20 protein-coding genes are annotated in these 23,323 nt (G+C 38.3%); 16 read left to right on the top strand and 4 right to left on the bottom strand.

The window, feature by feature from the left end; genetic code table 11:
- Positions 1 to 5: 5 nt before the first annotated feature.
- From dnaK to nqrF, 13 genes are all read left to right on the top strand, one after another.
- On the top strand, positions 6 to 1,937 hold the full coding sequence (dnaK, locus tag CGC57_RS02430; protein WP_095897818.1) for a molecular chaperone DnaK: 1,932 nt from the start codon (positions 6 to 8) through the stop codon (positions 1,935 to 1,937).
- A 473-nt stretch (positions 1,938 to 2,410) separates the two neighbouring features.
- Entirely contained in the window at positions 2,411 to 2,647 is a 237-nt protein-coding gene (gene rpmB, locus CGC57_RS02425; protein WP_002680811.1) for a 50S ribosomal protein L28, read from the top strand.
- A 19-nt stretch (positions 2,648 to 2,666) separates the two neighbouring features.
- The gene (gene rpmG / locus CGC57_RS02420) at positions 2,667 to 2,849 is read left to right on the top strand and encodes a 50S ribosomal protein L33 (RefSeq protein WP_002672545.1); all 183 of its coding nucleotides are present in this window, start codon (positions 2,667 to 2,669) and stop codon (positions 2,847 to 2,849) included.
- 10 nt (positions 2,850 to 2,859) lie between these two features.
- Positions 2,860 to 3,012, top strand: a complete 153-nt coding sequence (locus CGC57_RS02415; protein ID WP_002680984.1) for a DUF4295 domain-containing protein — start codon at positions 2,860 to 2,862, stop codon at positions 3,010 to 3,012.
- A 114-nt stretch (positions 3,013 to 3,126) separates the two neighbouring features.
- Entirely contained in the window at positions 3,127 to 4,089 is a 963-nt protein-coding gene (gene ftsY, locus CGC57_RS02410; RefSeq protein ID WP_095897817.1) for a signal recognition particle-docking protein FtsY, read from the top strand.
- Between the two features lie 188 nt (positions 4,090 to 4,277).
- Positions 4,278 to 5,633 (top strand): Na(+)-translocating NADH-quinone reductase subunit A, encoded by a 1,356-nt coding sequence (locus tag CGC57_RS02405; RefSeq protein ID WP_095897816.1) that lies wholly within the window; start codon positions 4,278 to 4,280, stop codon positions 5,631 to 5,633.
- A gap of 33 nt (positions 5,634 to 5,666) precedes the next feature.
- Positions 5,667 to 6,353, top strand: coding sequence for a suppressor of fused domain protein (locus tag CGC57_RS02400; RefSeq protein WP_095897815.1), 687 nt, complete (start codon positions 5,667 to 5,669; stop codon positions 6,351 to 6,353).
- Positions 6,353 to 6,859: a ClbS/DfsB family four-helix bundle protein gene (locus CGC57_RS02395; protein ID WP_095897814.1), complete on the top strand. Its 507-nt coding sequence runs from the start codon at positions 6,353 to 6,355 to the stop codon at positions 6,857 to 6,859. The genes CGC57_RS02400 and CGC57_RS02395 overlap by 1 nt, the downstream gene beginning before the upstream one ends.
- Before the next feature lie 16 nt (positions 6,860 to 6,875).
- Positions 6,876 to 8,105 (top strand): NADH:ubiquinone reductase (Na(+)-transporting) subunit B, encoded by a 1,230-nt coding sequence (locus CGC57_RS02390; RefSeq protein ID WP_095897813.1) that lies wholly within the window; start codon positions 6,876 to 6,878, stop codon positions 8,103 to 8,105.
- 3 nt (positions 8,106 to 8,108) lie between these two features.
- Complete coding sequence (locus CGC57_RS02385) at positions 8,109 to 8,846, top strand: Na(+)-translocating NADH-quinone reductase subunit C (protein ID WP_002680897.1); 738 nt, start codon at positions 8,109 to 8,111, stop codon at positions 8,844 to 8,846.
- Positions 8,847 to 8,852: 6 nt separating this feature from the next.
- Positions 8,853 to 9,500, top strand: a complete 648-nt coding sequence (locus CGC57_RS02380) for an NADH:ubiquinone reductase (Na(+)-transporting) subunit D (RefSeq protein ID WP_095897812.1) — start codon at positions 8,853 to 8,855, stop codon at positions 9,498 to 9,500.
- Between the two features lie 20 nt (positions 9,501 to 9,520).
- Complete coding sequence (nqrE, locus tag CGC57_RS02375) at positions 9,521 to 10,267, top strand: NADH:ubiquinone reductase (Na(+)-transporting) subunit E (RefSeq protein WP_002680873.1); 747 nt, start codon at positions 9,521 to 9,523, stop codon at positions 10,265 to 10,267.
- A complete protein-coding gene (nqrF, locus tag CGC57_RS02370; RefSeq protein WP_002680904.1) occupies positions 10,251 to 11,564 on the top strand; it encodes an NADH:ubiquinone reductase (Na(+)-transporting) subunit F in 1,314 nt (437 codons plus the stop codon). Before nqrE ends, nqrF begins: the two co-directional genes overlap by 17 nt.
- 50 nt (positions 11,565 to 11,614) lie before the next feature.
- Here the strand turns inward: nqrF and CGC57_RS02365 are convergent, their stop codons facing one another.
- Positions 11,615 to 12,070, bottom strand: a complete 456-nt coding sequence (locus CGC57_RS02365; RefSeq protein ID WP_095897811.1) for a hypothetical protein — start codon at positions 12,068 to 12,070, stop codon at positions 11,615 to 11,617.
- A 121-nt stretch (positions 12,071 to 12,191) separates the two neighbouring features.
- On the opposite strand from CGC57_RS02365, the gene CGC57_RS02360 reads away from it, so the two are divergent.
- From CGC57_RS02360 to CGC57_RS02350, 3 genes are all read left to right on the top strand, one after another.
- The gene (locus CGC57_RS02360; RefSeq protein WP_095897810.1) at positions 12,192 to 13,316 is read left to right on the top strand and encodes a TlpA family protein disulfide reductase; all 1,125 of its coding nucleotides are present in this window, start codon (positions 12,192 to 12,194) and stop codon (positions 13,314 to 13,316) included.
- 175 nt (positions 13,317 to 13,491) lie between these two features.
- A complete protein-coding gene (locus CGC57_RS02355) occupies positions 13,492 to 15,735 on the top strand; it encodes a nitric-oxide reductase large subunit (protein ID WP_095897809.1) in 2,244 nt (747 codons plus the stop codon).
- A gap of 222 nt (positions 15,736 to 15,957) precedes the next feature.
- The gene (locus CGC57_RS02350) at positions 15,958 to 19,062 is read left to right on the top strand and encodes a glycoside hydrolase family 2 TIM barrel-domain containing protein (RefSeq protein WP_095897808.1); all 3,105 of its coding nucleotides are present in this window, start codon (positions 15,958 to 15,960) and stop codon (positions 19,060 to 19,062) included.
- A gap of 30 nt (positions 19,063 to 19,092) precedes the next feature.
- On the opposite strand, the gene CGC57_RS02345 is transcribed toward CGC57_RS02350, so the two are convergent.
- The 3 genes from CGC57_RS02345 to CGC57_RS02335 are packed head-to-tail and all read right to left on the bottom strand — an operon-like array spanning position 19,093 to position 23,321.
- Complete coding sequence (locus CGC57_RS02345; protein ID WP_095897807.1) at positions 19,093 to 20,037, bottom strand: GSCFA domain-containing protein; 945 nt, start codon at positions 20,035 to 20,037, stop codon at positions 19,093 to 19,095.
- A gap of 10 nt (positions 20,038 to 20,047) precedes the next feature.
- Entirely contained in the window at positions 20,048 to 20,512 is a 465-nt protein-coding gene (locus CGC57_RS02340) for a methylated-DNA--[protein]-cysteine S-methyltransferase (protein WP_370684735.1), read from the bottom strand.
- Positions 20,490 to 23,321, bottom strand: a complete 2,832-nt coding sequence (locus CGC57_RS02335) for an AsmA family protein (RefSeq protein ID WP_095897805.1) — start codon at positions 23,319 to 23,321, stop codon at positions 20,490 to 20,492. Before CGC57_RS02335 ends, CGC57_RS02340 begins: the two co-directional genes overlap by 23 nt.
- Positions 23,322 to 23,323 lie beyond the last annotated feature (2 nt).

The raw sequence follows: 23,323 nt of genomic DNA, 5'->3' as shown, positions 1-23,323 counted from the left end.
TTAATATGAGTAAGATTATAGGTATTGACTTAGGAACCACAAACTCTTGTGTTTCTGTAATGGAAGGTAATGACCCAGTGGTAATTACCAATGCCGAAGGTAAACGCACAACTCCTTCAGTGGTAGCTTTTACCGAAGGCGGTGAAATAAAAGTAGGTGACGCTGCTAAACGTCAGGCTGTTACCAACCCTAAAAACACGATATATTCTATCAAACGTTTTATGGGTAACAAATTTTCAGAATTAGAAAAAGAAATCGCTCGTGTACCTTATAAAGTAGTACGTGGCGACAACGATACCCCTCGTGTGGATATAGACGGACGTTTGTATACCCCACAAGAAATTTCAGCTATGATTCTTCAAAAAATGAAGAAAACTGCCGAAGATTTCTTAGGACAACCAGTAACAAGTGCAGTAATCACTGTACCAGCTTACTTTAACGACGCTCAACGTCAAGCTACTAAAGAAGCTGGAGAAATCGCAGGTTTGAAAGTAGAACGTATCATTAATGAGCCTACAGCTGCTGCTTTGGCTTACGGTTTGGATAAAGACCATAGCGATCACAAAATTGTTGTATTCGACTTTGGTGGTGGTACACACGACGTGTCTATCTTGGAACTCGGCGATGGTGTATTCGAAGTATTAGCTACCGATGGTGATACTCACTTAGGTGGTGATGACGTAGATGAAAAAATCATCAATTGGTTGGCTGAAGAGTTTCAAAAAGAAGAACAAATCGACCTTCGTAAAGATCCTATGGCATTGCAACGTCTTAAAGAAGCTGCTGAAAAAGCTAAGATTGAACTTTCTTCAACTACTGAAACTGAAATCAACTTGCCTTATATCACAGCTACAGCCTCAGGACCTAAACACTTGGTACGTAAACTCTCTCGCGCTAAATTCGAACAACTCATTGATGACCTCGTAAAACGTACTATTGAGCCTTGTAAAAAAGCGTTGGAAAATGCGGGTCTCACTGTAAGTGATATCAACGAAGTAATCTTAGTAGGTGGTTCTACACGTATCCCTGCTGTACAAGATGCTGTTGAGAAATTCTTTGGTAAGAAACCTAATAAGAGTGTGAACCCTGATGAGGTAGTAGCCATTGGAGCAGCTATTCAAGGAGGTGTACTCACCGGTGATGTGAAAGATGTATTGCTCTTGGACGTTACCCCACTTTCTTTAGGTATCGAAACTATGGGTGGTGTGATGACCAAACTCATCGATGCAAACACTACTATTCCTACCAAGAAATCACAAGTGTTCTCCACTGCTACCGACAATCAGCCAAGTGTAGAAATTCACGTATTGCAAGGAGAGCGCCCAATGGCACACGATAATAATACCATCGGTCGTTTCCACTTAGATAATATTCCACCTGCACCACGTGGTGTACCACAAATTGAGGTAACTTTTGATATCGATGCCAATGGTATCATCAACGTATCAGCAACCGATAAAGGTACAGGTAAATCTCACAATATCCGTATAGAAGCCTCTTCAGGTCTTTCTAAAGAAGAAATTGAAAAGATGAAACGCGAAGCTGAAGCCAATGCTGAAGCTGATAAACAAGCGAGAGAAAAAGCTGAAAAACTCAACGAAGCTGATGCGATGATTTTCCAAACCGAAAAACAATTGAAAGAGTTTGGTGACAAAATCCCAGCTGATAAGAGAGGAGCTATTGAAACAGCACTTGGTGAACTCAAAACAGCTTTCGAAAGCAAAGAGCTCCCAGCAGTAGAAGCAGCTCTCAGCAAAATCAACACTGCTTGGCAACAAGCCTCTGAAGATATCTACAAAGCACAACAAGGAGGTGCAGCACAAGGACCAAATCCTAATGCAACCAATCCTTTTGGTGATGCAAATCCATTCGGCGGACAACAAGGTGGCAACAATGGTCCCGATGTCCAAGATGTAGACTTCGAAGAAGTTAAATAATAAAAACAATAATAACACCCCCATTTGATAGAAATTATTAGATGGGGGGTATTTTTTTAGTCTATCAAAATTATATACTTTTACATCACTACACTTTCGTAAAGTCTTGAACTTTGAAGTATGCTCTGTAGGAACGTATCGTATACGCCCAAAAATGTTTGCAAATCACCCTCTCAAAACTTCTTTTTCGTGCAAATTCGTGTGATTCGTGGGCGACTTTCAATTGTTTTTACATTACAAAGGATTGTTTTCCTTCGGGGGAATGGAGGTTTTTTTATACAAATGCGTAATCTAAATTAAAACCGTGCAATATGTAAAAGATTTTTAATCTATATAACTATTTAATTTACAGACTGCTATCTCCTGTCTCCTAACTACTATCTCCTTTTTATTCAAAAAAGTTTTGCTATTTCAAAAAATAGTTATACCTTTGCGCCCTGAATATAAATAACACATTAATAAATAGAGAAAAAATGGCAAGAGTTTGTGACTTAACAGGCAAAAAAGCATTGGTGGGCAACAACGTGTCGCACGCAATGAACAAAACTAAACGTAAATTTAATGTAAACCTCCGTACAAAACGTTTCTTCATCCCTGAAGAGAATCGTTGGATTACCCTCAAGGTTTCAGCAGCTGCAATTAAAACTATTGATAAAAAAGGTATCTATGCAGTGCTACAAGAAGTAGAACGTAACGGATATATTAACTAAATTTTAAAACAATACTAAAATGGCTAAAAAAGGAAATAGAATTCAGGTTATTTTGGAGTGCACAGAGCATAAAGAATCTGGTCTTCCAGGAACTTCACGTTACATCACTACCAAAAACAAAAAAAATACACCCGATAGATTAGAGCTTAAAAAGTTCAACCCTATCCTTAAAAAAGTAACTGTTCATAAAGAAATTAAATAATTAAAACGTTATGGCAAAGAAAACAGTAGCAACCCTACAAGGTAAATCTAAAAAGCTTACTAAAGCTATCAAAATGGTGAAATCACCTAAAACAGGTGCTTACACTTTCGTAGAAAGCGTAATGGCTCCTGAACTTGTTGATGAATTTTTGAAGAAGAAATAATTAAATTTTCTCTATTTTTATCATATCTAAAAAAAGCTGTCGTGAGACGGCTTTTTTGCATATATAAACTTTTTTATTACCTTTGCACTCATATCTAAATATATACAATAAGTTATGGCATTCCAATTTCTAAAAAATATCTTTTCTAAAGAAAAGAAAGAAACCTTAGATAAAGGCTTAGAAAAATCTAAAAATAGCTTCTTCGACCGTTTAGGAAAAGCGGTTATGGGAAAATCTAAAGTAGATGATGAGGTGCTTGATGACCTCGAAGAAGTCCTCATTGCCAGTGATGTAGGTGTGAATACTACACTTAAAATTATCGACCGTATTGAGGCACGTGTGGCTAAAGATAAGTATTTAGGGACTTCTGAACTTAATACCATTCTCCGTGAAGAAATAGCAGGTCTCCTTTCCGAAACACATACCGGTGAAGCAACTGATTTTATTCTCCCAGCCGACAAAAAACCTTATGTGATGATGGTTGTAGGCGTGAATGGTGCTGGTAAAACCACTACTATAGGTAAGCTCGCAAGTCAGTTCACTAAAAAAGGTTTGAAAGTAGTATTAGGCGCTGCTGATACTTTCCGTGCTGCTGCAATCGACCAATTGCAAGTATGGGCTGACCGTACAGGGGTACCGATGATCAAGCAGCAATTAGGGAGCGACCCTGCTTCAGTAGCTTACGATACGCTGAGCTCTGCCGTAAAACAAAATGCCGATGTGGTGATTATAGATACGGCAGGGCGTTTACATAACAAAATCAACTTGATGAACGAGCTTTCAAAAATCAAGCGAGTGATGCAAAAAGTATTGCCAGATGCTCCTCACGAAGTGCTCTTAGTGCTCGATGGCTCTACAGGACAAAATGCTTTTGAACAGGCTAAGGAATTTACGAAGGCTACGGAGGTTACCTCTTTGGCAGTAACTAAGCTTGATGGCACGGCTAAAGGCGGTGTTGTAATAGGTATTTCCGATCAGTTTCAAATTCCTGTGAAATATATAGGAGTAGGGGAGGGAATAGACGATTTGCAAATCTTTAATAAATACGAGTTTGTAGATTCCTTCTTTAAAGAATAATAACTTTCTTTGATAAATAAAAAGAATCATTTTACACAATTCCTTATGAAAGTCTCAAGATTTTCAGAAGATATGTCTAATGTAGAATGATTCTTTTTTAGCTTTAAAAAAATAGACTTTATTTTTTTGTAAAGAATTATTCGTATATTTGTCGCCAATTTAATAAAACTAACTAATATTATTTAGATATGTCAAACGACATCCGCATTCGAAAAGGGTTGGACATACATTTAGAAGGCGAAGCTGATAAAACTACACAACAGCTTCCTCTTGCTGCTTTGTATGGCATTAAACCCAGTGATTTTCACGGTGTTATTCCTAAGCTTTTATTGCGTGAGGGTAATGAAGTGAAAGCAGGTGAAGCACTGTTCTTTTCAAAGAGTGATGAGCGTGTTTTGTTCCCTTCTCCAGTAAGTGGTACTATCAAGGAGATTGTACGTGGTGAGCGTCGCAAAGTGTTGGAAATACACATTGCACCAGCCCAAGAACAAACCTTCAAAGACTATGGAAAGAAAAATGTAAACGAGATGCAGGGCGAAGACATTAAGGCTCACCTCCTTTCTTCAGGTTGCTGGCCTTTTATCAAACAACGCCCTTACGACGTGATTGCCAATCCCGACGGAAAGCCTAAAGCTATTTTCGTGTCGGCTTGCAAAACCAATCCGCTCGCTCCCGATTACGACTATGTGCTGAAAGGCAAAGAACAAGCGCTGCAAACAGCTCTTACTGCCTTGTCTAAACTCACCACAGGTAAAGTACACGTGTCTGTATTTAAAGACAGTTCGTTGTCACCTTTCCGCAACCTTAAGGACATCGTGGTGCATAATGTGTCTGGACCTCACCCTGCTGGGAACGTCAGCACTCAAATCGCACAGATTAGCCCTATTAACAAAGGTGAAGTGGTATGGGTAGTAACTCCTCAAGATTTGGTGGTGATAGGTGAACTCTTCCTCACCGGTAAATTAAACCTTACACGTACAGTTGCCCTTACAGGTGCTTGCATCGAAAAACCTCACTATGTTACAGTACTCGCTGGTGCTCAAATCAGTGGTGTTGTAGGTAGCCAAGTGAAAGATGCTGCTAATACTCGTGTGATCAGTGGTGATGTGCTTACTGGTACACAAGTGAGTGAAACAGGATTTTTAGGTTTTTACGACGATCAAATTACAGCTATTCCCGAAGGAAATGATTATGATTTGTTCGGTTGGGCAAAGCCTATAGCCAACAAAATTTCACTTACACGTTCGCTTACCTTCTCTTGGTTAAATCCTAAGAAAAAATACAACTTGAACACTAATACCAATGGTGAACACCGCGCTTTTGTGGTAACAGGTATGTATGAAGAAGTTTTCCCGTTAGATATTTACCCTATGCAACTGCTCAAAGCCTGCTTGTATAAGGATTTAGACGAATTGGAAAACTTAGGAGCTTATGAAGTAGCACCTGAAGATTTTGCTCTTACTGAATTTGTATGTGTCTCTAAACAGCCACATCAACAAATCATCAGAGATGGACTTGATTTAATGATGGCAGAATTAGGCTAATAGTTTATAAATAAGAATTTTAACTTTTTAACGATGAGATATACAGAAGAACAATACAAAGCGCAATTTGAAGAGACAGACCCAGTAGGGTGGGAGGTTATAGATGAGGCTTTATTGAAGGTTTATCCTGAGCAAGAGCCCCGCCATTATGGTCCTATTCTAAAATATATGTTGGGAGGTGAAGACCCGCTTGATGGTATCAGTATCTACGACAACCACGAGCAAACTTTCCATCGTCATATAGTTTCTTACGGAATGAGTGAGTTGTATTATTCTCCTGAAAGTGCTGAAAATGAATTTAGTGGTTGGGGCTTTGAGTTTACTTTCCGCATTGTACCTTTTGAAGAGGATAAAGATGGGGAAGGAGCTAAAAACGAACCTTCTTGGGCTATGAATGTAATGCAGAATTTAGCGCGTTATGTATTCGAAAGTAAAAAATGGTTTGAAGCCTATCACTTTATTCCAGCTAACGGACCTATACGTTTGGAATGCGACACCAAGTTAGTAGGGATAGCCTTTGCCCCTGACCCTCAGTTGGGCACTATTGAAACCCCTAATGGCGAAGTAGCTTTCTTACAAATGGTAGGGATTACACAAAAAGAATTGGATTGGCTCTATGAAGATCCTACTACTGATAGAGTAGAGGAGCTCATTAATAAAATGAGAGAAGACAATCCATTGCTCATCACAGATTTAAAAAGAGAAAAGTCTTATGTGTAATGGCAAGACCAGCAACGAAACAAGATTTAGAGTTTTTAGCTAAAGAAAATTACCAAAAGTTACTTTCTTTGATAGAAACACTACCTGAGAAGCAGCAAGAAGATTCCTTTCCAGAAGGTACAATGAATAGAAATATTCGCGATGTTATAGGACACTTATATCATTGGCATTTATTATTCCTAAATTGGTATGAGGTAGGAATGCGAGGTGAGAAACCTAAAATACCTAAAGAGGGTTATACTTTTTCTGATACTCCTAAACTCAACCGAGAAATATGGGAACAATGTCAAAAAGTATCACTTGCTGAGATACTCCCTCTTTTTGAAGCTTCTCATAATAAAGTGTTTCAACTTATACAGAAACACTCAGATGAAGAGCTTTTTACCAAAAAGAAGTATCATTGGACGGGTACAACCTCACTTGGCTCTTACTTAGTTTCGGCAACATCAAGTCATTATGATTGGGCTTTAAAACTAATTCGCAAATCAATAAAAAGAAATAATTAACTTATTCATTAAGAAAATGAGTTTAAAAAGTAAATTAAATACATTAAAAGAAAAGTATAAAGGAACCAAAATGGAGACAACTTTCAATGCGCTCCACACTTTCCTCTATACGCCTAATGAGGTAACTCACGGAGGTACCCATATTAAGGCTGCCGACGACCTAAAACGAACAATGAATATGGTGGTTTTAGCACTCATTCCTTGTTTGATTTTTGGTATTTTCAATACAGGTTACCAGCACGAAGTGGCTTTTGGTCACTTAACGCATCCTGCGGAAGGCTTAGCTTTCTGTAGTGGTGATTTTTGGAGCTGGACAAACTTCTGTATTGGTTTTATAAAAGTACTTCCTTTAGTAGTAGTTTCGTATGTGGTAGGTTTGGGCATAGAGTTTATCTTTGCTACCATCCGCGGTCACGAAGTAGAAGAAGGATATTTAGTAACTGGTATGTTAGTGCCTCTTATCGTTCCAGTAGATATTCCACTTTGGATGCTTGCAGTAGCAGTAGCCTTTGGAGTAATCATTGGTAAAGAGGTATTTGGGGGTACAGGTATGAATATCTTAAACCCTGCGCTTACCATTCGTGCCTTCTTATTCTTTGCTTATCCTACTTCAATGACAGGAGATAAAGTATGGGTAACAGGCGTATTAGGTCGTTCAAAAGAAATCGCAGCAGGAGCAAATTTAGATGCGGTTTCAGGAGAAACTATCTTAGGTAACTTGGCACAAGGGCACTCAATTCACTACACCGATTCTGACCTCCTTTTCGGGTTTATTCCAGGTTCAGTAGGTGAAACTTCTACAATTCTTATCCTCTTAGCAGGTTTATTCCTCATCTATACCAAAATCGCTTCTTGGCGTGTAATGGTGAGTATGTTTGTAGGAGCTTGGGTAATGGGATTAATTTTCAATGCTTTATCGCCAAATATGGTAGGCACTTCATTCCACGCTATTTGGAGTATACCAGCTTATCAACACTTGCTCATTGGAGGTTTAGCATTTGGAGCTGTATTTATGGCTACCGACCCAGTAACCGCAGCACAAACCAATACAGGTAAGTATATCTACGGGTTCTTAGCAGGTTTCATTGCTATTGCTATCCGTTGCTTCAACCCTGCTTATCCTGAAGGGGTAATGCTCGCTATCCTATTGATGAACGTACTAGCTCCTACTATCGACCACTTTGTAGTACAAGCTAATGTATCTCGTCGTAAAAAACGTTTAAAAACAGTTACTAAAACCGCATAAATTATGGCAGTAAAAACAGAAAGTAATTCGTATACAGTGATTTTCGCCATTATAATGGTGGTAATCGTAGGAGCTTTGCTCGCTGGTATTTCATCAGCATTGAGCAGTGATATCAGTAACAATAAAAAGTTAGAAAAGAAACAAAACATTCTCTACGCTATGGGCGTAAATCACAACCAAGGTGAGCTTGGAGGAGGTAAAGTAGAGTTTCTTTCTACAACTGATGCTGAAAAAGAGTTCCCTAACTATGTGAAAGAACAATACCTTATCAAAGGAAATACCGCTGAGAAAGTAGAAGGTGCAAACGACCTTATCAACTTCAACGGTCATCGTGAAGGTTTACCTCTTTACGTAGGTGAAAAAGATGGAGCTACCCTCTATATAATTCCCGTAAGCGGACGTGGTTTGTGGGATGCTATTTGGGGATATATAGCTGTAGATAAAGACCTTATCGTACGTGGTGTTTTCTTCGACCACAAAGGTGAAACTGCTGGTTTAGGAGCTAACATCAAAGAACGTTTCTTTATGGACGACTTTATCGGGGAACATTTATTGGATGCCGCAGGTAACTTCCAAAGCATTCAAATTTCAAAAAGCAATGGTGATCCTGAAAATAAACGTAAAGAAGATGGGAAAATTGATGCTATTGCAGGAGCTACCCTTACTGGTAATGGAGTGCAAGCGATGATAAGCGATGGCATAGAGCCTTATATATCCTATATTAAAAGTTTAAACAAATAAGAGACTATGGGACTATCAAAAAAAGATACAAAATTAGTAACTGACCCTCTATGGGATAACAACCCCGTAACGGTACAAGTGTTGGGTATCTGTTCTGCTTTGGCAATTACAGCCCAACTGAAAGCCGCTATCGTAATGAGCCTTTCCTTTACCTTTGTACTTGTAATGGGTAACGTAACCATTTCTTTGCTTAGAAATGTAATACCACCTAAAATCCGTATCATCGCTCAGCTAATTGTAGCAGCTGCTTTGGTAATTGTGGTGGACTTTGTGCTTAAAGCCTATGTGTACGACCTTAGCAAACAGCTATCGGTATATGTAGGGCTTATCATCACCAACTGTATTTTGATGGGACGTTTTGAGGCGTTCGCCTTGGGTAACCCTCCAGGAAAATCGTTCTTAGATGCTATTGGTAATGCAGGTGGTTATTCTATCGCTTTGCTTATCGTTGCTTTCTTCCGTGAACTATTAGGTTCTGGTACTTTGCTTGGCTTCCAAGTATTAGGCGACCCTATCAAAAAAACAGGAGCTTATGCATTAGGCTATGAAAACAACGGTTTTATGTTGTTAGCACCTATGGCTTTGGTAACCTATGGTATAGTAGTTTGGGTACAACGCTCACGCAACAAAGCCTTGATAGAAGACAGTCATTAATCATTTAAAAAGAAAAGAAAATGTTAGAATATTTAACACTGATTTTTAAATCAATATTCGTTGAGAATATGATTTTCGCTACCTTCTTAGGTATGTGTTCGTACTTGGCTGTATCTAAAAAAGTATCTACTGCCATAGGCTTAGGAGCTGCCGTTATCTTTGTACAAACCCTTACTGTACCTATGAACTGGCTACTTAATGAGTACATACTCAAAGAGGGTGCTTTGCGTTGGTTAGGCGAAGAGTATGCTAATTACGATTTGAGCTTCCTTACTTATATCTTGTTCATTGCTACGGTTGCTACAATGGTACAGTTGGTAGAGATTATAGTAGAGAAATTCTCACCATCTTTGTATAACTCATTGGGTATCTTCTTACCTTTGATAGCGGTAAACTGTGCTATCTTAGGGGGATCTCTCTTTATGCAATCACGTGCTGAAGTAATTCACTCATTTGGTCTTTCAGTAGCCTATGGAGTGAGTTCAGGATTAGGTTGGGCTATCGCTATCTTAGCATTGGCTGCTATTCGTGAGAAAATACGTTATTCACACGTGCCTGCACCTTTGCGCGGCTTAGGTATCACCTTCATCACCACAGGTCTTATGGCTATCGGCTTTATGAGCTTTGGTGGTATGCTTACAGGTGGTAGCAGCAAAAAAGAAGAAGCTAAAGAAGCTCCTAAACAAGAGACTACTATCCAACAAGAAGTTAAAACTGATAAATTAGCTCATAACACAAAAGATTTAAGCAATGATATTAGCAAGTGAAATATTAACAACTATTGCAGTAACGGTGATAGGATTATTAGTTGTAATCCTATTGTTGGTTGCTATTTTGCTTTACGTAAAACAGAAACTAACACCATCAGGACCTGTAAAAATTACTATCAATAACGAAAAAGTAGTTGAAGTGCCTCTTGGAGGTTCACTGCTCTCTACTTTAGGTAACGAAAAGATTTTCTTGCCATCAGCTTGTGGTGGTAAAGGGTCTTGTTTACAATGTGAATGCCACGTATACGAAGGTGGGGGAGAAGCACTCCCTACCGAAACTCCTCACTTTACTAAAAAAGAATTGAAAGAAGGAGTGCGTTTGGCTTGCCAAGTGAAAGTAAAACAAGATATGAAAATTGGGGTGCCAGAACAAGTGTTTGGTATCAAGAAATGGCAAGCTACTGTAGTGCGTAACTACAACGTTGCCTCTTTCATCAAAGAGTTTGTGGTAGAAATCCCTGAGGATATGGACTATAAACCAGGGGGATACATCCAAATTGAAATCCCACCTTGTGAGGTAAAATACTCCGATATTGATATCACTGCACACCCTGTAGAACACCCAGGTGAACCCGATAAGTTCAAAATGGAATGGGATAAGTTCAAACTATGGCCATTGGTGATGAAAAACCCAGAACCTGCTGAACGTGCCTACTCTATGGCTTCTTACCCTGCCGAAGGTCGTGAGATTATGCTTAATGTACGTATCGCTACTCCACCATTCGACAAAGCTAAAGGTGGCTGGATGGATGTAAACCCAGGGGTTGCTTCATCATACATCTTCTCTCGCAAACCAGGTGATAAGGTAACCATCTCAGGACCTTATGGTGAATTCTTCATCAACGAGTCTAATGCCGAGATGTTGTACGTAGGTGGAGGGGCTGGTATGGCGCCTATGCGTTCTCACTTGTACCACCTATTCAAAACTTTGAAAACAGGACGTACCGTGACTTATTGGTACGGAGGTCGTTCAAAACGCGAGTTGTTCTATGTAGAACACTTCCGTGAATTAGAGCGCGAATTCCCTAACTTCAAGTTCTTCATCGTACTTTCTGAACCACTACCAGAAGACAATTGGAAAGTGAAGAAAGATGTCAATGATACCGAAGGTGATGGCTTCTTAGGTTTTGTTCACAATGCTGTGATTGAACAATATTTGAGCAAACACGAAGCCCCAGAAGATATAGAATTGTACTTCTGCGGACCTCCAATGATGAACAAAGCTGTTCAAAAAATGGGTCAAGACTTTGGTATGCCCGATGAAAATATCCGTTTCGATGACTTTGGTGGTTAATAACTACCTACATTATACAAAAATCCGACTTAGTAATAGGTCGGATTTTTTTATGATATAGATAAGGTTTCTTTTCGTTCTTTTATAATTGTGGGGTGAGTGATAATCTCTAAACTCATAACTTTATCTGCCAGATTAATACCAACACTTAAAAGTCCTTTTTCTTCATTGATGTAATAATACCATATCTTTCGGTCAGCAAAAAGTTTTTCATCAATACAGAAAGGGTGTCCTAAGGTAGATTCAACAAGATGACTATCATCTCCAAAACGGATAGGAATATACAGTGTTTGCAAAATATGATTAGCTATTTCAGTAAGTTCTTTATGCAGTAAAATATCATCAAAACTGATAGCAGAGAGAATATCACTGTTTCTTTCCTTAAAACAGATAATATAATATCCCAAACAATCCGCGATGCCTTCTACACCAGCATAATCAAAAGGGATAGTTTCAACAGAAGAAATGAAATTAATAAGACTGAAATCTTCAATATTTATATTCATAAAATGAATTATTGTTTCCTATGAGAGGTCTTTTGAGTGCAAAAATAGGAATAATTGTTAGAATTAGAGGGATTTCCCAAAAAATATTGTACCTTTGTCATTATTTTTAAATCATAGTGTTATGAAAAAGATATTTGCAATCCTTGTATGCGCCTTGGTGTCGTGTACCAATTCAGAAGAAGCAATAAAGGCTTATCAGCAACAAAAAGAAGCTATAGGCTTACAATCAGCTGAAAAACAAAATGAACTCTTAGGGCAATCTCCTATGGCTTTTAAACAAAGTATGCAAGCAATAGCCCAACAATACACCGAAATACTCAAGAACTTGCCAGCAGATTTTGCAGCTAAAGAAGAGAAAGCTAATCGCTATCAACAGTTGGTTATAGTATCGGAATATCTGTTGAATCACCGTAAATATACTGAAGAAGAAGCTCCTGCTATCAAAGAGTTACAAGATTTATGTACTGCAGTAGATTTAGACAATGCTACTGATTTTAATGATTATCCCGAGTATCAAACTTTAGTACAGAATATTTTTAAATGGCGCATCTACTCTCGTAAAGTACAATATGAGTTTGATGACCCTTGGGGCAAAATATTAGCCGATTTCAAAGCGCTTAAATCGGAAAATATCAAGCAAGCATTAGCCCCTTTGATTATTGAGGGCGTATCACCTACTTCGGCAACTGCCACTAATGAGGAAATCATTGCTTTAGTGAAACAATTAGTGAAAGATAACGACCTTTTAAATACCCTTTCAAAACATATTGATTTGGTAAATAAACTCAAAGCAGGACAACCTTTTCCCGCTCTTCCTGCTCTTACTGATTTAAACGATAAAGAGGTAAAATATGAGCAATTACCACTCAAAGGTAAATTGCTGTTTATAGACATCTGGGCTACTTATTGTCCTGATTGTCGTAAGGAGTTGCCTGCCTTAGAAGCCTTACAAGAGGATTACAAAACGGAACCTATTACCTTTGTAAGTATTTCGGTAGACCGCGATAAAGAAGCGTGGAAAGCAATGGTAAAGGAAAAGAAACTCCGTGGTATTCATCTATATGCCTCTCCTGAAACAAAGGAATTATTCAAAGAATTATACGATTTGAGAAGCATCCCGCGTTATATGTTGATAGATGAAAAAGGAAATATCATCAATGCTAATCTACCAATGCCTTCTGATAAAAACTTAAAAGAATTGATAACTGCGACGTTAAGAGTTCTTACAAATCCTAAAGCACAATAATTAAAAAAAAATACTAATATATAAGGTTATCTGTTGTAAATCAATAGATAGCCTTTTTTTAATGATTCTAAATTTCCTAAATATTAAAAAAAAATACCCAAGTATCATATAAGATACAATTATCTTCTATATCTTTGTACCCGCAAATAATAAAAAACACTAATATATTTTATTTATGACAGCTAAGAAATTATGGATTTGGCTTGGGGCTACAGTAGCAGCCTCATTCCTCGTGCTGATTTTTTACGGTGTAGAAATATACCGTACTACGCCGCCTTTCCCTGAAAAAATTGTTACTACAGAGGGGGAAGTGCTCTATAATGGACAAGACATCAAAGACGGTCAAAATGTTTGGCAGTCAATAGGTGGGCAAACAGTAGGTAGTATCTGGGGGCACGGTGCTTATATTGCACCCGACTGGAATGCGGATTATTTACACCGCGAATCAGAGATGCTCTTGGATATATTTGCTGCTAAAGATGGTAAGGTATACAAAGACCTTTCTGAAGAAGAGCAGGCTAAATACCAAGTACAGTTGCGCAAAGAACTTCGCACAAACACTTTTAACCAAGAAACAGGAGTGATTACTTTCTCGCCTGAACGTGCGCAAGTAGCTAAAGAGTTGGCAGCTTATTACACTAAACTCTTTATGAACGATCCTTCATTGGATAAAACGCGTAGCCATTATGCAATTCCTAAGAATGCTATCAAAGATTCTGCTCGTATGCAGCAAATGAATGCTTTCTTTACTTGGACTACTTGGGTATGTAGCACCAATCGTCCTAACGACAATGTTACTTACACTAACAACTGGCCTTACGATCCTGTGATTGGCAATCAGCCATCTACTTCATTACAAATGTGGTCAGGATTTAGTGTGCTAATGTTACTTTTTGGGGTAGGAATTTTGGTGTACTATCACGCAAGTAACAAGGAGGAAGAAGAGAGTGAACACCTTCCTGCTGAAGACCCTATGCGCGGTATGAAACCTACACCTTCAATGAAAGCAACCCTCAAATACATCTGGATTGTATCATTACTTATTTTGGTACAAATGCTTGCAGGGGTGATCACAGCACACTATGGTGTAGAAGGTGAAGGTTTTTTTGGTATTCCACTTGATATGATATTACCACAAGCTATTTCGCGTAGCTGGCACGTACAGTTGGCTATTTTTTGGATAGCAACTTCTTGGTTGGCTACAGGTCTTTATATTGCTCCTGCCGTATCAGGACACGAACCTAAATACCAAAAATTAGGGGTAAATATTCTCTTTATCGCCTTATTGATAGTTGTTTTGGGTTCATTAGCAGGACAATGGTTTGGTGTAATGCAAAAATTAGGTTTAGTAGAAAACTTCTACTTTGGTCACCAAGGATATGAATATATAGAATTAGGTCGTTTTTGGCAAATATTATTGCTTGTAGGCTTGTTCTTATGGTTGTTCTTGATGGTAAGAGCTTTATTGCCTGCATTGCGCAAAAAAGATGAAAATCGCCACTTGTTATTGCTCTTTGTATTAGCCTCTGTTGCTATTGCAGCTTTCTATGGAGCAGGCTTGATGTATGGTCGCCAAACTCACATGGCAATTGCTGAATACTGGCGTTGGTGGGTAGTTCACCTTTGGGTAGAAGGCTTCTTTGAAGTATTTGCTACCGTAGTGGCTGCTTTCTTGTTCTCACGTATGGGCTTGCTCAGAATAAAAGTAGCGAGTGCCTCAGTATTGTTTTCAACAATTATATTCTTAGCAGGGGGTATATTGGGTACTTTCCACCACTTGTATTTTAGTGCTACCCCTACAGGCGTATTAGCTTTGGGAGCTACTTTCAGTGCTTTGGAAATTGTGCCTTTGGTACTTATAGGTTTTGAGGCTTATCACAACTATAAAATCTCTAAATCTACTGAGTGGATTAAAGCCTACAAATGGCCTATCTATTGCTTTATAGCAATGTGCTTCTGGAACTTCATCGGAGCAGGTATATTTGGTTTTGCTATCAACCCGCCTATTGCTTTGTACTATGTTCAGGGCTTGAACACTACAGCTGTTCACGGTCACGCTGCTCTCTTTGGTGTATATGGTATCCTCGGTATTGGGCTTATCTTGTTTGTACTTCGCGGTTTATATCCTGATCGCCATTGGAACGACAAGTTACTCGGTTGGGCTTTCTGGCTCATAAACATTGGTTTGATGACAATGTTAGTAGTGAGTGTGCTTCCTATAGGTATTATGCAAGCTGTAGAAGCTATTCAAAACGGCTATTGGTCAGCGCGTTCTGAAGAGTTTATGCATACCGAATTGATGCAAACAGTACGCTGGTTACGTGTGCCAGGGGATATACTATTAGCAGTAGGTGAACTATTGTTAGTATATTTTATCATCGGACTCAAAACCGGTTGGTCACTCAAAGAAAAAAGATAATGTCTTACAAAAATCCCTAAATGAGAAAAGGCTATCTACAGTGTTGTAGGTAGCCTTTTTTTATATGCTCTACTTCTTGTTGCTACTTCAACAAAAAGTTTTTGAGTTCTGATAAATTTTCTATACCTTTGCCCAACATATTTTTGGTTTTTATACCCAATAATATGCTACTTTATTCACTAAATCAGCCAGTTGTTTTACTTACAAAACTTAAAAAACTATATGAAGAAATATTTTTTAGTTACCATATTGATCTTCTGTGGTAAAAATATTAGAGCTCAACAGCTCGATAGTATCTTTGAAAATCCTGCAATACAAGAAATTAATCGCTTGCCTATGCGTGCCTCTTACTTTCCTTTTGAAGAGGCGAGCAAAGCGCAAATCAGCAATCTTACTACTTCTGTGCGCTTTTTGAACCTCAACGGACAGTGGTCTTTTCTTTGGAAAGAAGACTATAAGCAGTTGCCAAAGGATTTCTACAAAACTGATTTCAACGAAAGTCAATGGAAAAAAATAGCTGTACCTGCCAATTGGGAAGTGAATGGTTATGGCATTCCTATCTATGTGAATGCTTCTTATGAGTTCAACCAAAAGAACCCTACCCCTCCTGATATCCCTGATAGTCTTGCTCAAAATGCAGGTCTCTATCGCAAAACTTTCAACCTACCTACTTCTTGGCAAGGAGAGAAAGTATATTTGCATTTAGGGGCTGTAAAATCAGCTTTTAAACTCTATGTAAACGGCAAGTTCGTAGGGGTAGGAAAAGATAGCAAATTGGCTTCGGAATTTGATATTACACCTTACATTGTTCAGGGCAAAAATCTTATTGCTATGGAAGTGCGTCGCTGGACGGATGCCAGCTACCTCGAATGTCAAGATATGTGGCGCTTTTCGGGCATTTCGCGCGATTGCTATCTCTATATGCGCCCTAAAGTGCATTTGTATGACCTAAGTATAACCTCTCTCTTAAGCAAAAACTACGCTGATGGACAACTCTCAACGCTTGTAGAAGTGTGGAATGAAACTCCAGAAGATGCCTCAAAATACCGAGTTGAGGTATCGTTGTATGACAAAGATAAATTGCTGTATACTGAAAAACAAACTACAGATGGGCTGAAACGCTCTTTTGGAAAAACAGAACTCTCATTTCAAGCACTTTTCCCTCAAGTGAAGGCGTGGAGCGCTGAAATCCCTTATCTTTATCGTCTGCAAGTAACTCTATACGATGCACAAGGCAAGGTGAAAGAGGTAGTAAGTAGGTTTGTAGGCTTCAGAACGATTGAAATAAAAGGAAGTGATATATTGGTAAATGGCAAACGCGTATTTTTCAAAGGTGTAAACCGACACGAAACCGACCCCCAAACGGGGCAAGTAGTATCACGGGAAAGTATGGAGAAAGACCTAATGCTAATGAAAGCACTCAACTTCAATGCCGTACGTACTTCTCATTATCCTAATGATCCTTATTTCTATGAACTTTGCGATAAATATGGGCTTTATATAATGGATGAGGCTAATATAGAAAGCCACGGGATGCATTATGAAAAGGATAAAACATTGGGCAACGACCCTAACTGGGAATATGCACATTTGCTTAGGATGCAGCGAATGATACAACGCGATAAAAATCACCCCAGTATATTGTTTTGGAGTATGGGGAATGAATCGGGGAATGGTTGGAACTTCTACAAAGGATATAAACTGATGAAAGGATTAGATTCTACACGCCCTATTCATTATGAATTAGCTCATTACGATTGGAATACCGATATAGAATCGCGTATGTACCGCCGTATTCCTTTCCTTGTAGATTATGCGCTTAGCAATCGTACTAAACCTTTCTTGCAATGCGAATATGCCCACGCTATGGGTAATAGCTTAGGTAACTTTCAAGAGTATTGGGATGTATATGAACACTACCCCAAATTACAAGGAGGTTTTATTTGGGATTTTGTAGATCAAGGTCTTTATAAAACCTTACCCAATGGAAAAAAAGTATTAGCATACGGCGGAGATTATGGCAACAAAAATACGCCTAGTGATAACAACTTCCTCATCAACGGAGTCATTGCTTCCGACAGAAGTTTTCACCCTCATAGTTATGAAGTGCGAAAGGTACAGCAAGAAATAGCCTTTGAGTATAAAGACAAAGTGCTGACTTTGCGTAACAAACATTTTTTTAAAGACCTTTCTAACTATCAAATAGTATGGCGATTGCTCAAAGATGGTAAAGAGGTACAAAGTGGTGCTTTTACAGATTTGGTAGTGCTTCCACAAAATAGTACATCACTTGTTATGCCTGCTTTGCTCACTGATGATAAAGCAGAGTATATATTGCAGTATACCGCTCAGTTAAAGGAAAATGAAGGACTACTTGCAAAAGGCACTCCTCTTGCCTTTGCCGAGTTTCCACTCACTGCCTACACTCCTCAAAAATCTATCATCGATATTACCCCTATAACCATAGAGGAAACGCCAATGTATATTCTCTTACAAAATAAATACTATACAGCCAAAATAGACAAGCAAGCAGGAAAATGGGTATCTTTTAAGGTAAAAAACGAAGAACTTTTTGCTCCTGAAGGATTAGAGGTAAACTTATGGCGTGCTGGCACTGATAACGATTTTGGGGCAGGTTTACCTAAAAAACTACAACACTTGCAAGAAGCTGATAAAAAAGCTGATAGTGTGAGTGTATCGGTAGAGAAGTGTGTAGATGGACGAATAAAAATATGTATTCACAAACGATTAGTAGATGCTACTATTGATTATAGCCAAGAATTGCTATTTGAAGGAAAACCTTCAGTAACAGTGCATAATAGTTTCAAACCTTTAAAAGAGGATAAAACACTTACTTTCAAAATAGGCAATCATCTCACATTACAGCCTTTTCAGCGTATTCAGTGGTATGGTAGAGGTCCTTGGGAAAGTTATTGGGATAGAAAAACATCGGCTATGATAGGTTTGTATGAAGGAACTATTGCCGACCAATATTACCCTTATGTGCGTCCGCAAGAGAATGGCAATAAGAGTGATGTGCGTTGGGCAAGACTTAGCAAGAAGGGCGTAAGCCTTACTATTTACAGTATAGATACTCTATTGAATGTAAATGCCCTGCCTTATAGTCCCGCCCAGTTATTCCCTGGGGTAGAAAAAGGGCAAACTCACGCTGGGGAACTCACACCTTCACCTTACACTCATTTAGACATCGATTTGCAACAATTAGGTTTGGGAGGTGATAACAGCTGGGGCAACTTACCAATGCAACAATATCTGTTGTATCTATATCAGCCTTATAGCTATAGTTATAGAATAGAAGCACACTAATTTATAATTCTGAATCCTAAAACCTGAAACCTAAAACCTAATATGGGGGTATTTCATAGTAAATGCCTCCATTTTTTGTTGTAATTGTGCTAAAAACTGCTGATGACTTTCAGTTTCAGGGTTAAACGGGCGATGAGATAAGCCTTTTTGGATACTATCTACTTGTTTCATATCAGCTTGAGTGGCAGTTTCTATATAGGTAGTAACCAAACGTTCCCAAATATAATTGATAGCCATTTCCGATGGATGCACCATATCATTGGCGTAGAAACGATAGTCGCGCAATTCGTCTAATAGCAATTCGTAAGCAGGAAAATAAAGGTTTTTGCTATCGGTGATAAATGGGTATAAAGCTGCAAAGAGTTGTGATTTACTCACCTGATTTTCAAAGAAACCATCTTTGATATGTCGTACAGGTGAAATGGTGAAAACAACAGTTATTGAAGGGTTGAATTGTTTCAGCAAAGTGATAATATGGCTGAGGCTTTCTGTAATTTCTTCAACAGATAGCAATCGTTTAGAAAAGTGTTGAGAGGGCAATTTGTGGCAATTTGCTACAATAGTATCGGTGCTGTTGTAGATATATACCCAAGCTGTCCCCAAGGTGATAAAACAAAAGCTCGCCTCTTGTAAGGCTTGTTGCAATTGTATTTGCTGGCTGTTAGCCTGCTGTATTGCCTCTTTGAGTGAGGACTGACTCATATCCGAATGAAAATCGAAACTATGCCACAATTCATTGTGAAGAAAAAAATCTTCAGCTGTATAACGAGAATTTTCAATAGTGTGTTGCAATATATTCTCAATAGCCAAAGGGTGAAAGAGCACCCCAAACGGATTTACAGTAATAGGAAATTTGTAATAAGCGAACTTTTGTGCCATATTCACAGCAAAGCACGAGCCTAAACTCACTATAGAGGTATAGTAAGTAATGCTTTCAGTTGTTTTAGAGATAGGTACAATTGTTCTGAAATCCATAGTTATAGTATTAGGAATTACTTTTTTCTAAATTGAGCAAAAACTCCTTTCGGCTAAGACCACCTGCATAACCTGTGAGCGTACCATTACTGCCAATCACACGGTGGCAAGGTACAATAATAGAAAGGCGATTTTTACTATTGGCATTGGCTACTGCACGAACGCCTTTGGGATTTCCTACCGCAATTGCTTGTTCTTTATAAGTGCGTGTTTCACCATACGGAATGGTTTGCAATACCTTCCACACTTCTTCCTGAAAGGGTGTACCTACTAAGGTAATGGGTAATGTAAACTCTTTGCGTTCTTTAGCAAAGTACTCTTTTAGTTGCTTTTCGAGTTCTAAAAGCAAGGCGTTTTCCTGCGCCATATCTTTAGCTTCCAAGCGCAAAAGTACTTCAGCTTGATCTCGATACCAAGTTGTTTGGTCGAAAAAATCTAATACACAAATAGCCTCATCCGTTGCCATTGCTATCATCACTCCTATCGGGGTGATGATTTTCTTCTTGTATAATTTCAGTGTCTTTTTCTTCATTGGTTGCTTCGTTATTAGCATCGTATTCAGTTTCTTCTAAATCTTTAGACTTATTGCCTAAACCTATTTTAGGGTTCTCTTGAGTTCCTGTTATTTTTATAGGAATCCCTATAATTCCCAAAGGAGGTAAGCCTAAACGCATTTTAAAGTTGAGTTTCCCGTCAAAACTGGTTTGTCCTTCAATACGTAAGCGAAATCCTGATACTTTAAATTTAAATCGCTCTATAGTAATGAGGTTGTTTTTAATCTCACTTTTGATATCGATAGTAGAAAGTTTAGAATCTCTTAGCGCATCAGTACCTGTTTTATCGCTAATCACATTGAAAAGTTTAAAACCTTTCATTTGTACATCTTTCACCGAAAGCACGCCTCCTCCTTTAAGTGAAGGGTAGATAGGCAACATCTCATCGTTGAGTTTTCCAGCTACTTTATAATCTAAAGAAACAATACCGTGCGCATCTTTAGCCATTGAAGCCATTTCTCTAAAGAGTTTTACCTCTTTATAAGCGCGTTGCACATCAAAGTTTTCAGCTTTGATATCAAAATTGAAATGAGCGCGTTTAGGGGTTTCGTCGCCGTATTTAGCATTGATTTGAGCGGTAACTCCTATAACCTTGAAGTTTACATTTTTCAAGGATAAAGTACCTCTTTTTAGTTGGGTGCTTCCTCTGAGGTTGAGAATGTCGAGCCCTTGAAAAACTACTTTTTTAAGGTTAGCATTCAGGTTAAAATCAAAAGGTTTAGGAACAATCACTACCCCTTTTTCAGAAGTAACAGTAGGTGTTGAGGTGCTGGTAGTTTCCTCTTTTGCTTCTTTAGTAGGAGCTGTAGGGGCATACATAAACTCATCAACATCAATATAGTTAGAGACTACTGAAAAATTACCTCTCAGTATCTGATTTTTAGAGAATAAAAAGTTAATGACATTGCTCATTCGTCCGTTCATCAAAAAATCGGATTTACCATAAGTAGCACGGAAATTAGTAAAGCGCATATCATCTTGCTGGAATCTAAAAAGTCCTTGCTGAATAATAAATGGTTTTGGTAAATATTCTGATGTTGTTTTGATATTGCGAAGTTCAATGCTACCCTTGTTTTGCAATAAGTGATAACGCCCATTGGTGGCATCACTTTGTGTGCCTTTCAGCGATACATCGGCATTGGCATAACCTTCTAACTCCAAGCCTTTTTGTGAGAATACTTTGTAAATCTTAGCAATATTGAGTTCTCCTTTAGCTTGAATGTCATAGTGAATATCGTCGAAGTTTTCCATTGCTAAATTCACTGTAAAAGGCTTATTTTCAAAAAGGAAATTGAGAGGATTGAGTTGCAATGCCAGCGTTTTCATACTGCCATCGGTATTCTCTACCTTTCCTTTAAAATGTATATTGGTGATAGGATTAGGGTAATAGGGTGTTTTTACATAACCTTCCGAGAATTCTAAATCGCCTTTGGTAATAGGAAATAGCTTTTGTTCTGGGGCATACGTTCCTTTAGATTTTATATTAGCTAAAAGCATTCCTTTTACCTCTAAATCCTTCATATCCAATAAGTGCATTACATTTGCTACATTGATGTTTGCACGCACTTTAGCATCAATCACTGGGGGATTGATACCATTTAAATTCAAGATACCCGAAAAATATTCTTTACCAATTGTAAAATAGATAGAATCAAGTTTACCCCCTACTTTATTTACATCTAAAGAAGGTAGACTCGTCTCTACATTTAGGTAGAGATGTTCGGCTGGTGCTGGTACCCCTTTATAGCCCACATAGCCATCTCTTACCTTCATTTTGAAATAAATATCGGGACTCAGGTTTTGTGAAGCAATATATTTTCCTTTCATCGAAAAGAAAATGTCGGTTTTTCCTTTAAGAGTAGCTTTCTTATGCCATTGGGTAAACTGAGGGGGCAAAGCGGTAAAGAAATCGTTGAGATTGCTATCTTTAGAATTGATTTCGAAATTGAGGTCATAACCATTGCTCAAGAAATCTAACTTCCCTTTGAAGTCTACCGGAAGTTGATTTATTTTCAAATCGTTTTGTTGAAATATAAACGATAATGAATGCGTGTTGATTTGAGTGATGAGTTCTGCATTTACGTGTTTGTCCTTTAGATAAGTTTCACCACCAAAGATAAAATCTAATGACTGTATTTGGGCTTTGGTGCGCAAATCAAAAATAGATTCTTCTAAACCTCCTTTTCCTAAGTAGTTAAAGCCGTTGGCTTGGATGTAAATACCAGTAGATTTATCGTCATAAATTAATCGAGTGTCCTTTAATTCAATACGTTGTAAATCTACGCGAGCGTCATCATCTCCTTCGTCAGTAGTTTCTTCTGATGATTTGTACACATTATAGCTCGCTCCCCCTTGTTTGTCTACTTGGATATGGACAAAAGCATTTTTTAGGTAAATTTCTTCTATATCAATTTTTTTAGAGAAGAGCAATTCCTTCACATCTATCCCCAATGAGAGTCGTTTTACGGATACCAAAGTGTCGTTCTCAAAAGGAGCTGACCCTTTGAGAAGTACATCGTCTAAGTTAAGAGTGAGTGAGGGAAAATGGGTAAAGAAAGTGAGATTTGCCTTAGAGAAGTTGAGTTCACCATTGAGGTTATCATTAGCTAATTTCTTAACTTTCTCAGTTACATACTCGGGGTAGAGCATCGGGAAAACAATCACAAAAGCCAATAGCAATCCTACTAATATACCTAAATATTTCAGTGCTTTAAATATATATTTCTTCATTC

This window comes from Capnocytophaga sputigena, assembly GCF_002302495.1.
GTDB lineage: Bacteria > Bacteroidota > Bacteroidia > Flavobacteriales > Flavobacteriaceae > Capnocytophaga > Capnocytophaga sputigena.
Note: the sequence above shows the minus strand (reverse complement) of the source record. Positions and strands in the feature narration are given on the sequence as shown.

Excerpts from the sequence above, each read along its gene's own strand:
- dnaK (WP_095897818.1), top strand. The coding sequence starts at position 6 with ATGAGTAAGATTATAGGTATTGACTTAGGAACCACAAACTCTTGTGTT.
- rpmB (WP_002680811.1), top strand. The coding sequence starts at position 2,411 with ATGGCAAGAGTTTGTGACTTAACAGGCAAAAAAGCATTGGTGGGCAAC.
- rpmG (WP_002672545.1), top strand. The coding sequence starts at position 2,667 with ATGGCTAAAAAAGGAAATAGAATTCAGGTTATTTTGGAGTGCACAGAG.
- CGC57_RS02415 (WP_002680984.1), top strand. The coding sequence starts at position 2,860 with ATGGCAAAGAAAACAGTAGCAACCCTACAAGGTAAATCTAAAAAGCTT.
- ftsY (WP_095897817.1), top strand. The coding sequence starts at position 3,127 with ATGGCATTCCAATTTCTAAAAAATATCTTTTCTAAAGAAAAGAAAGAA.
- CGC57_RS02405 (WP_095897816.1), top strand. The coding sequence starts at position 4,278 with ATGTCAAACGACATCCGCATTCGAAAAGGGTTGGACATACATTTAGAA.
- CGC57_RS02400 (WP_095897815.1), top strand. The coding sequence starts at position 5,667 with ATGAGATATACAGAAGAACAATACAAAGCGCAATTTGAAGAGACAGAC.
- CGC57_RS02395 (WP_095897814.1), top strand. The coding sequence starts at position 6,353 with ATGGCAAGACCAGCAACGAAACAAGATTTAGAGTTTTTAGCTAAAGAA.
- CGC57_RS02390 (WP_095897813.1), top strand. The coding sequence starts at position 6,876 with ATGAGTTTAAAAAGTAAATTAAATACATTAAAAGAAAAGTATAAAGGA.
- CGC57_RS02385 (WP_002680897.1), top strand. The coding sequence starts at position 8,109 with ATGGCAGTAAAAACAGAAAGTAATTCGTATACAGTGATTTTCGCCATT.
- CGC57_RS02380 (WP_095897812.1), top strand. The coding sequence starts at position 8,853 with ATGGGACTATCAAAAAAAGATACAAAATTAGTAACTGACCCTCTATGG.
- nqrE (WP_002680873.1), top strand. The coding sequence starts at position 9,521 with ATGTTAGAATATTTAACACTGATTTTTAAATCAATATTCGTTGAGAAT.
- nqrF (WP_002680904.1), top strand. The coding sequence starts at position 10,251 with ATGATATTAGCAAGTGAAATATTAACAACTATTGCAGTAACGGTGATA.
- CGC57_RS02365 (WP_095897811.1), bottom strand. The coding sequence starts at position 12,070 with ATGAATATAAATATTGAAGATTTCAGTCTTATTAATTTCATTTCTTCT.
- CGC57_RS02360 (WP_095897810.1), top strand. The coding sequence starts at position 12,192 with ATGAAAAAGATATTTGCAATCCTTGTATGCGCCTTGGTGTCGTGTACC.
- CGC57_RS02355 (WP_095897809.1), top strand. The coding sequence starts at position 13,492 with ATGACAGCTAAGAAATTATGGATTTGGCTTGGGGCTACAGTAGCAGCC.
- CGC57_RS02350 (WP_095897808.1), top strand. The coding sequence starts at position 15,958 with ATGAAGAAATATTTTTTAGTTACCATATTGATCTTCTGTGGTAAAAAT.
- CGC57_RS02345 (WP_095897807.1), bottom strand. The coding sequence starts at position 20,037 with ATGGATTTCAGAACAATTGTACCTATCTCTAAAACAACTGAAAGCATT.
- CGC57_RS02340 (WP_370684735.1), bottom strand. The coding sequence starts at position 20,512 with ATGATAGCAATGGCAACGGATGAGGCTATTTGTGTATTAGATTTTTTC.
- CGC57_RS02335 (WP_095897805.1), bottom strand. The coding sequence starts at position 23,321 with ATGAAGAAATATATATTTAAAGCACTGAAATATTTAGGTATATTAGTA.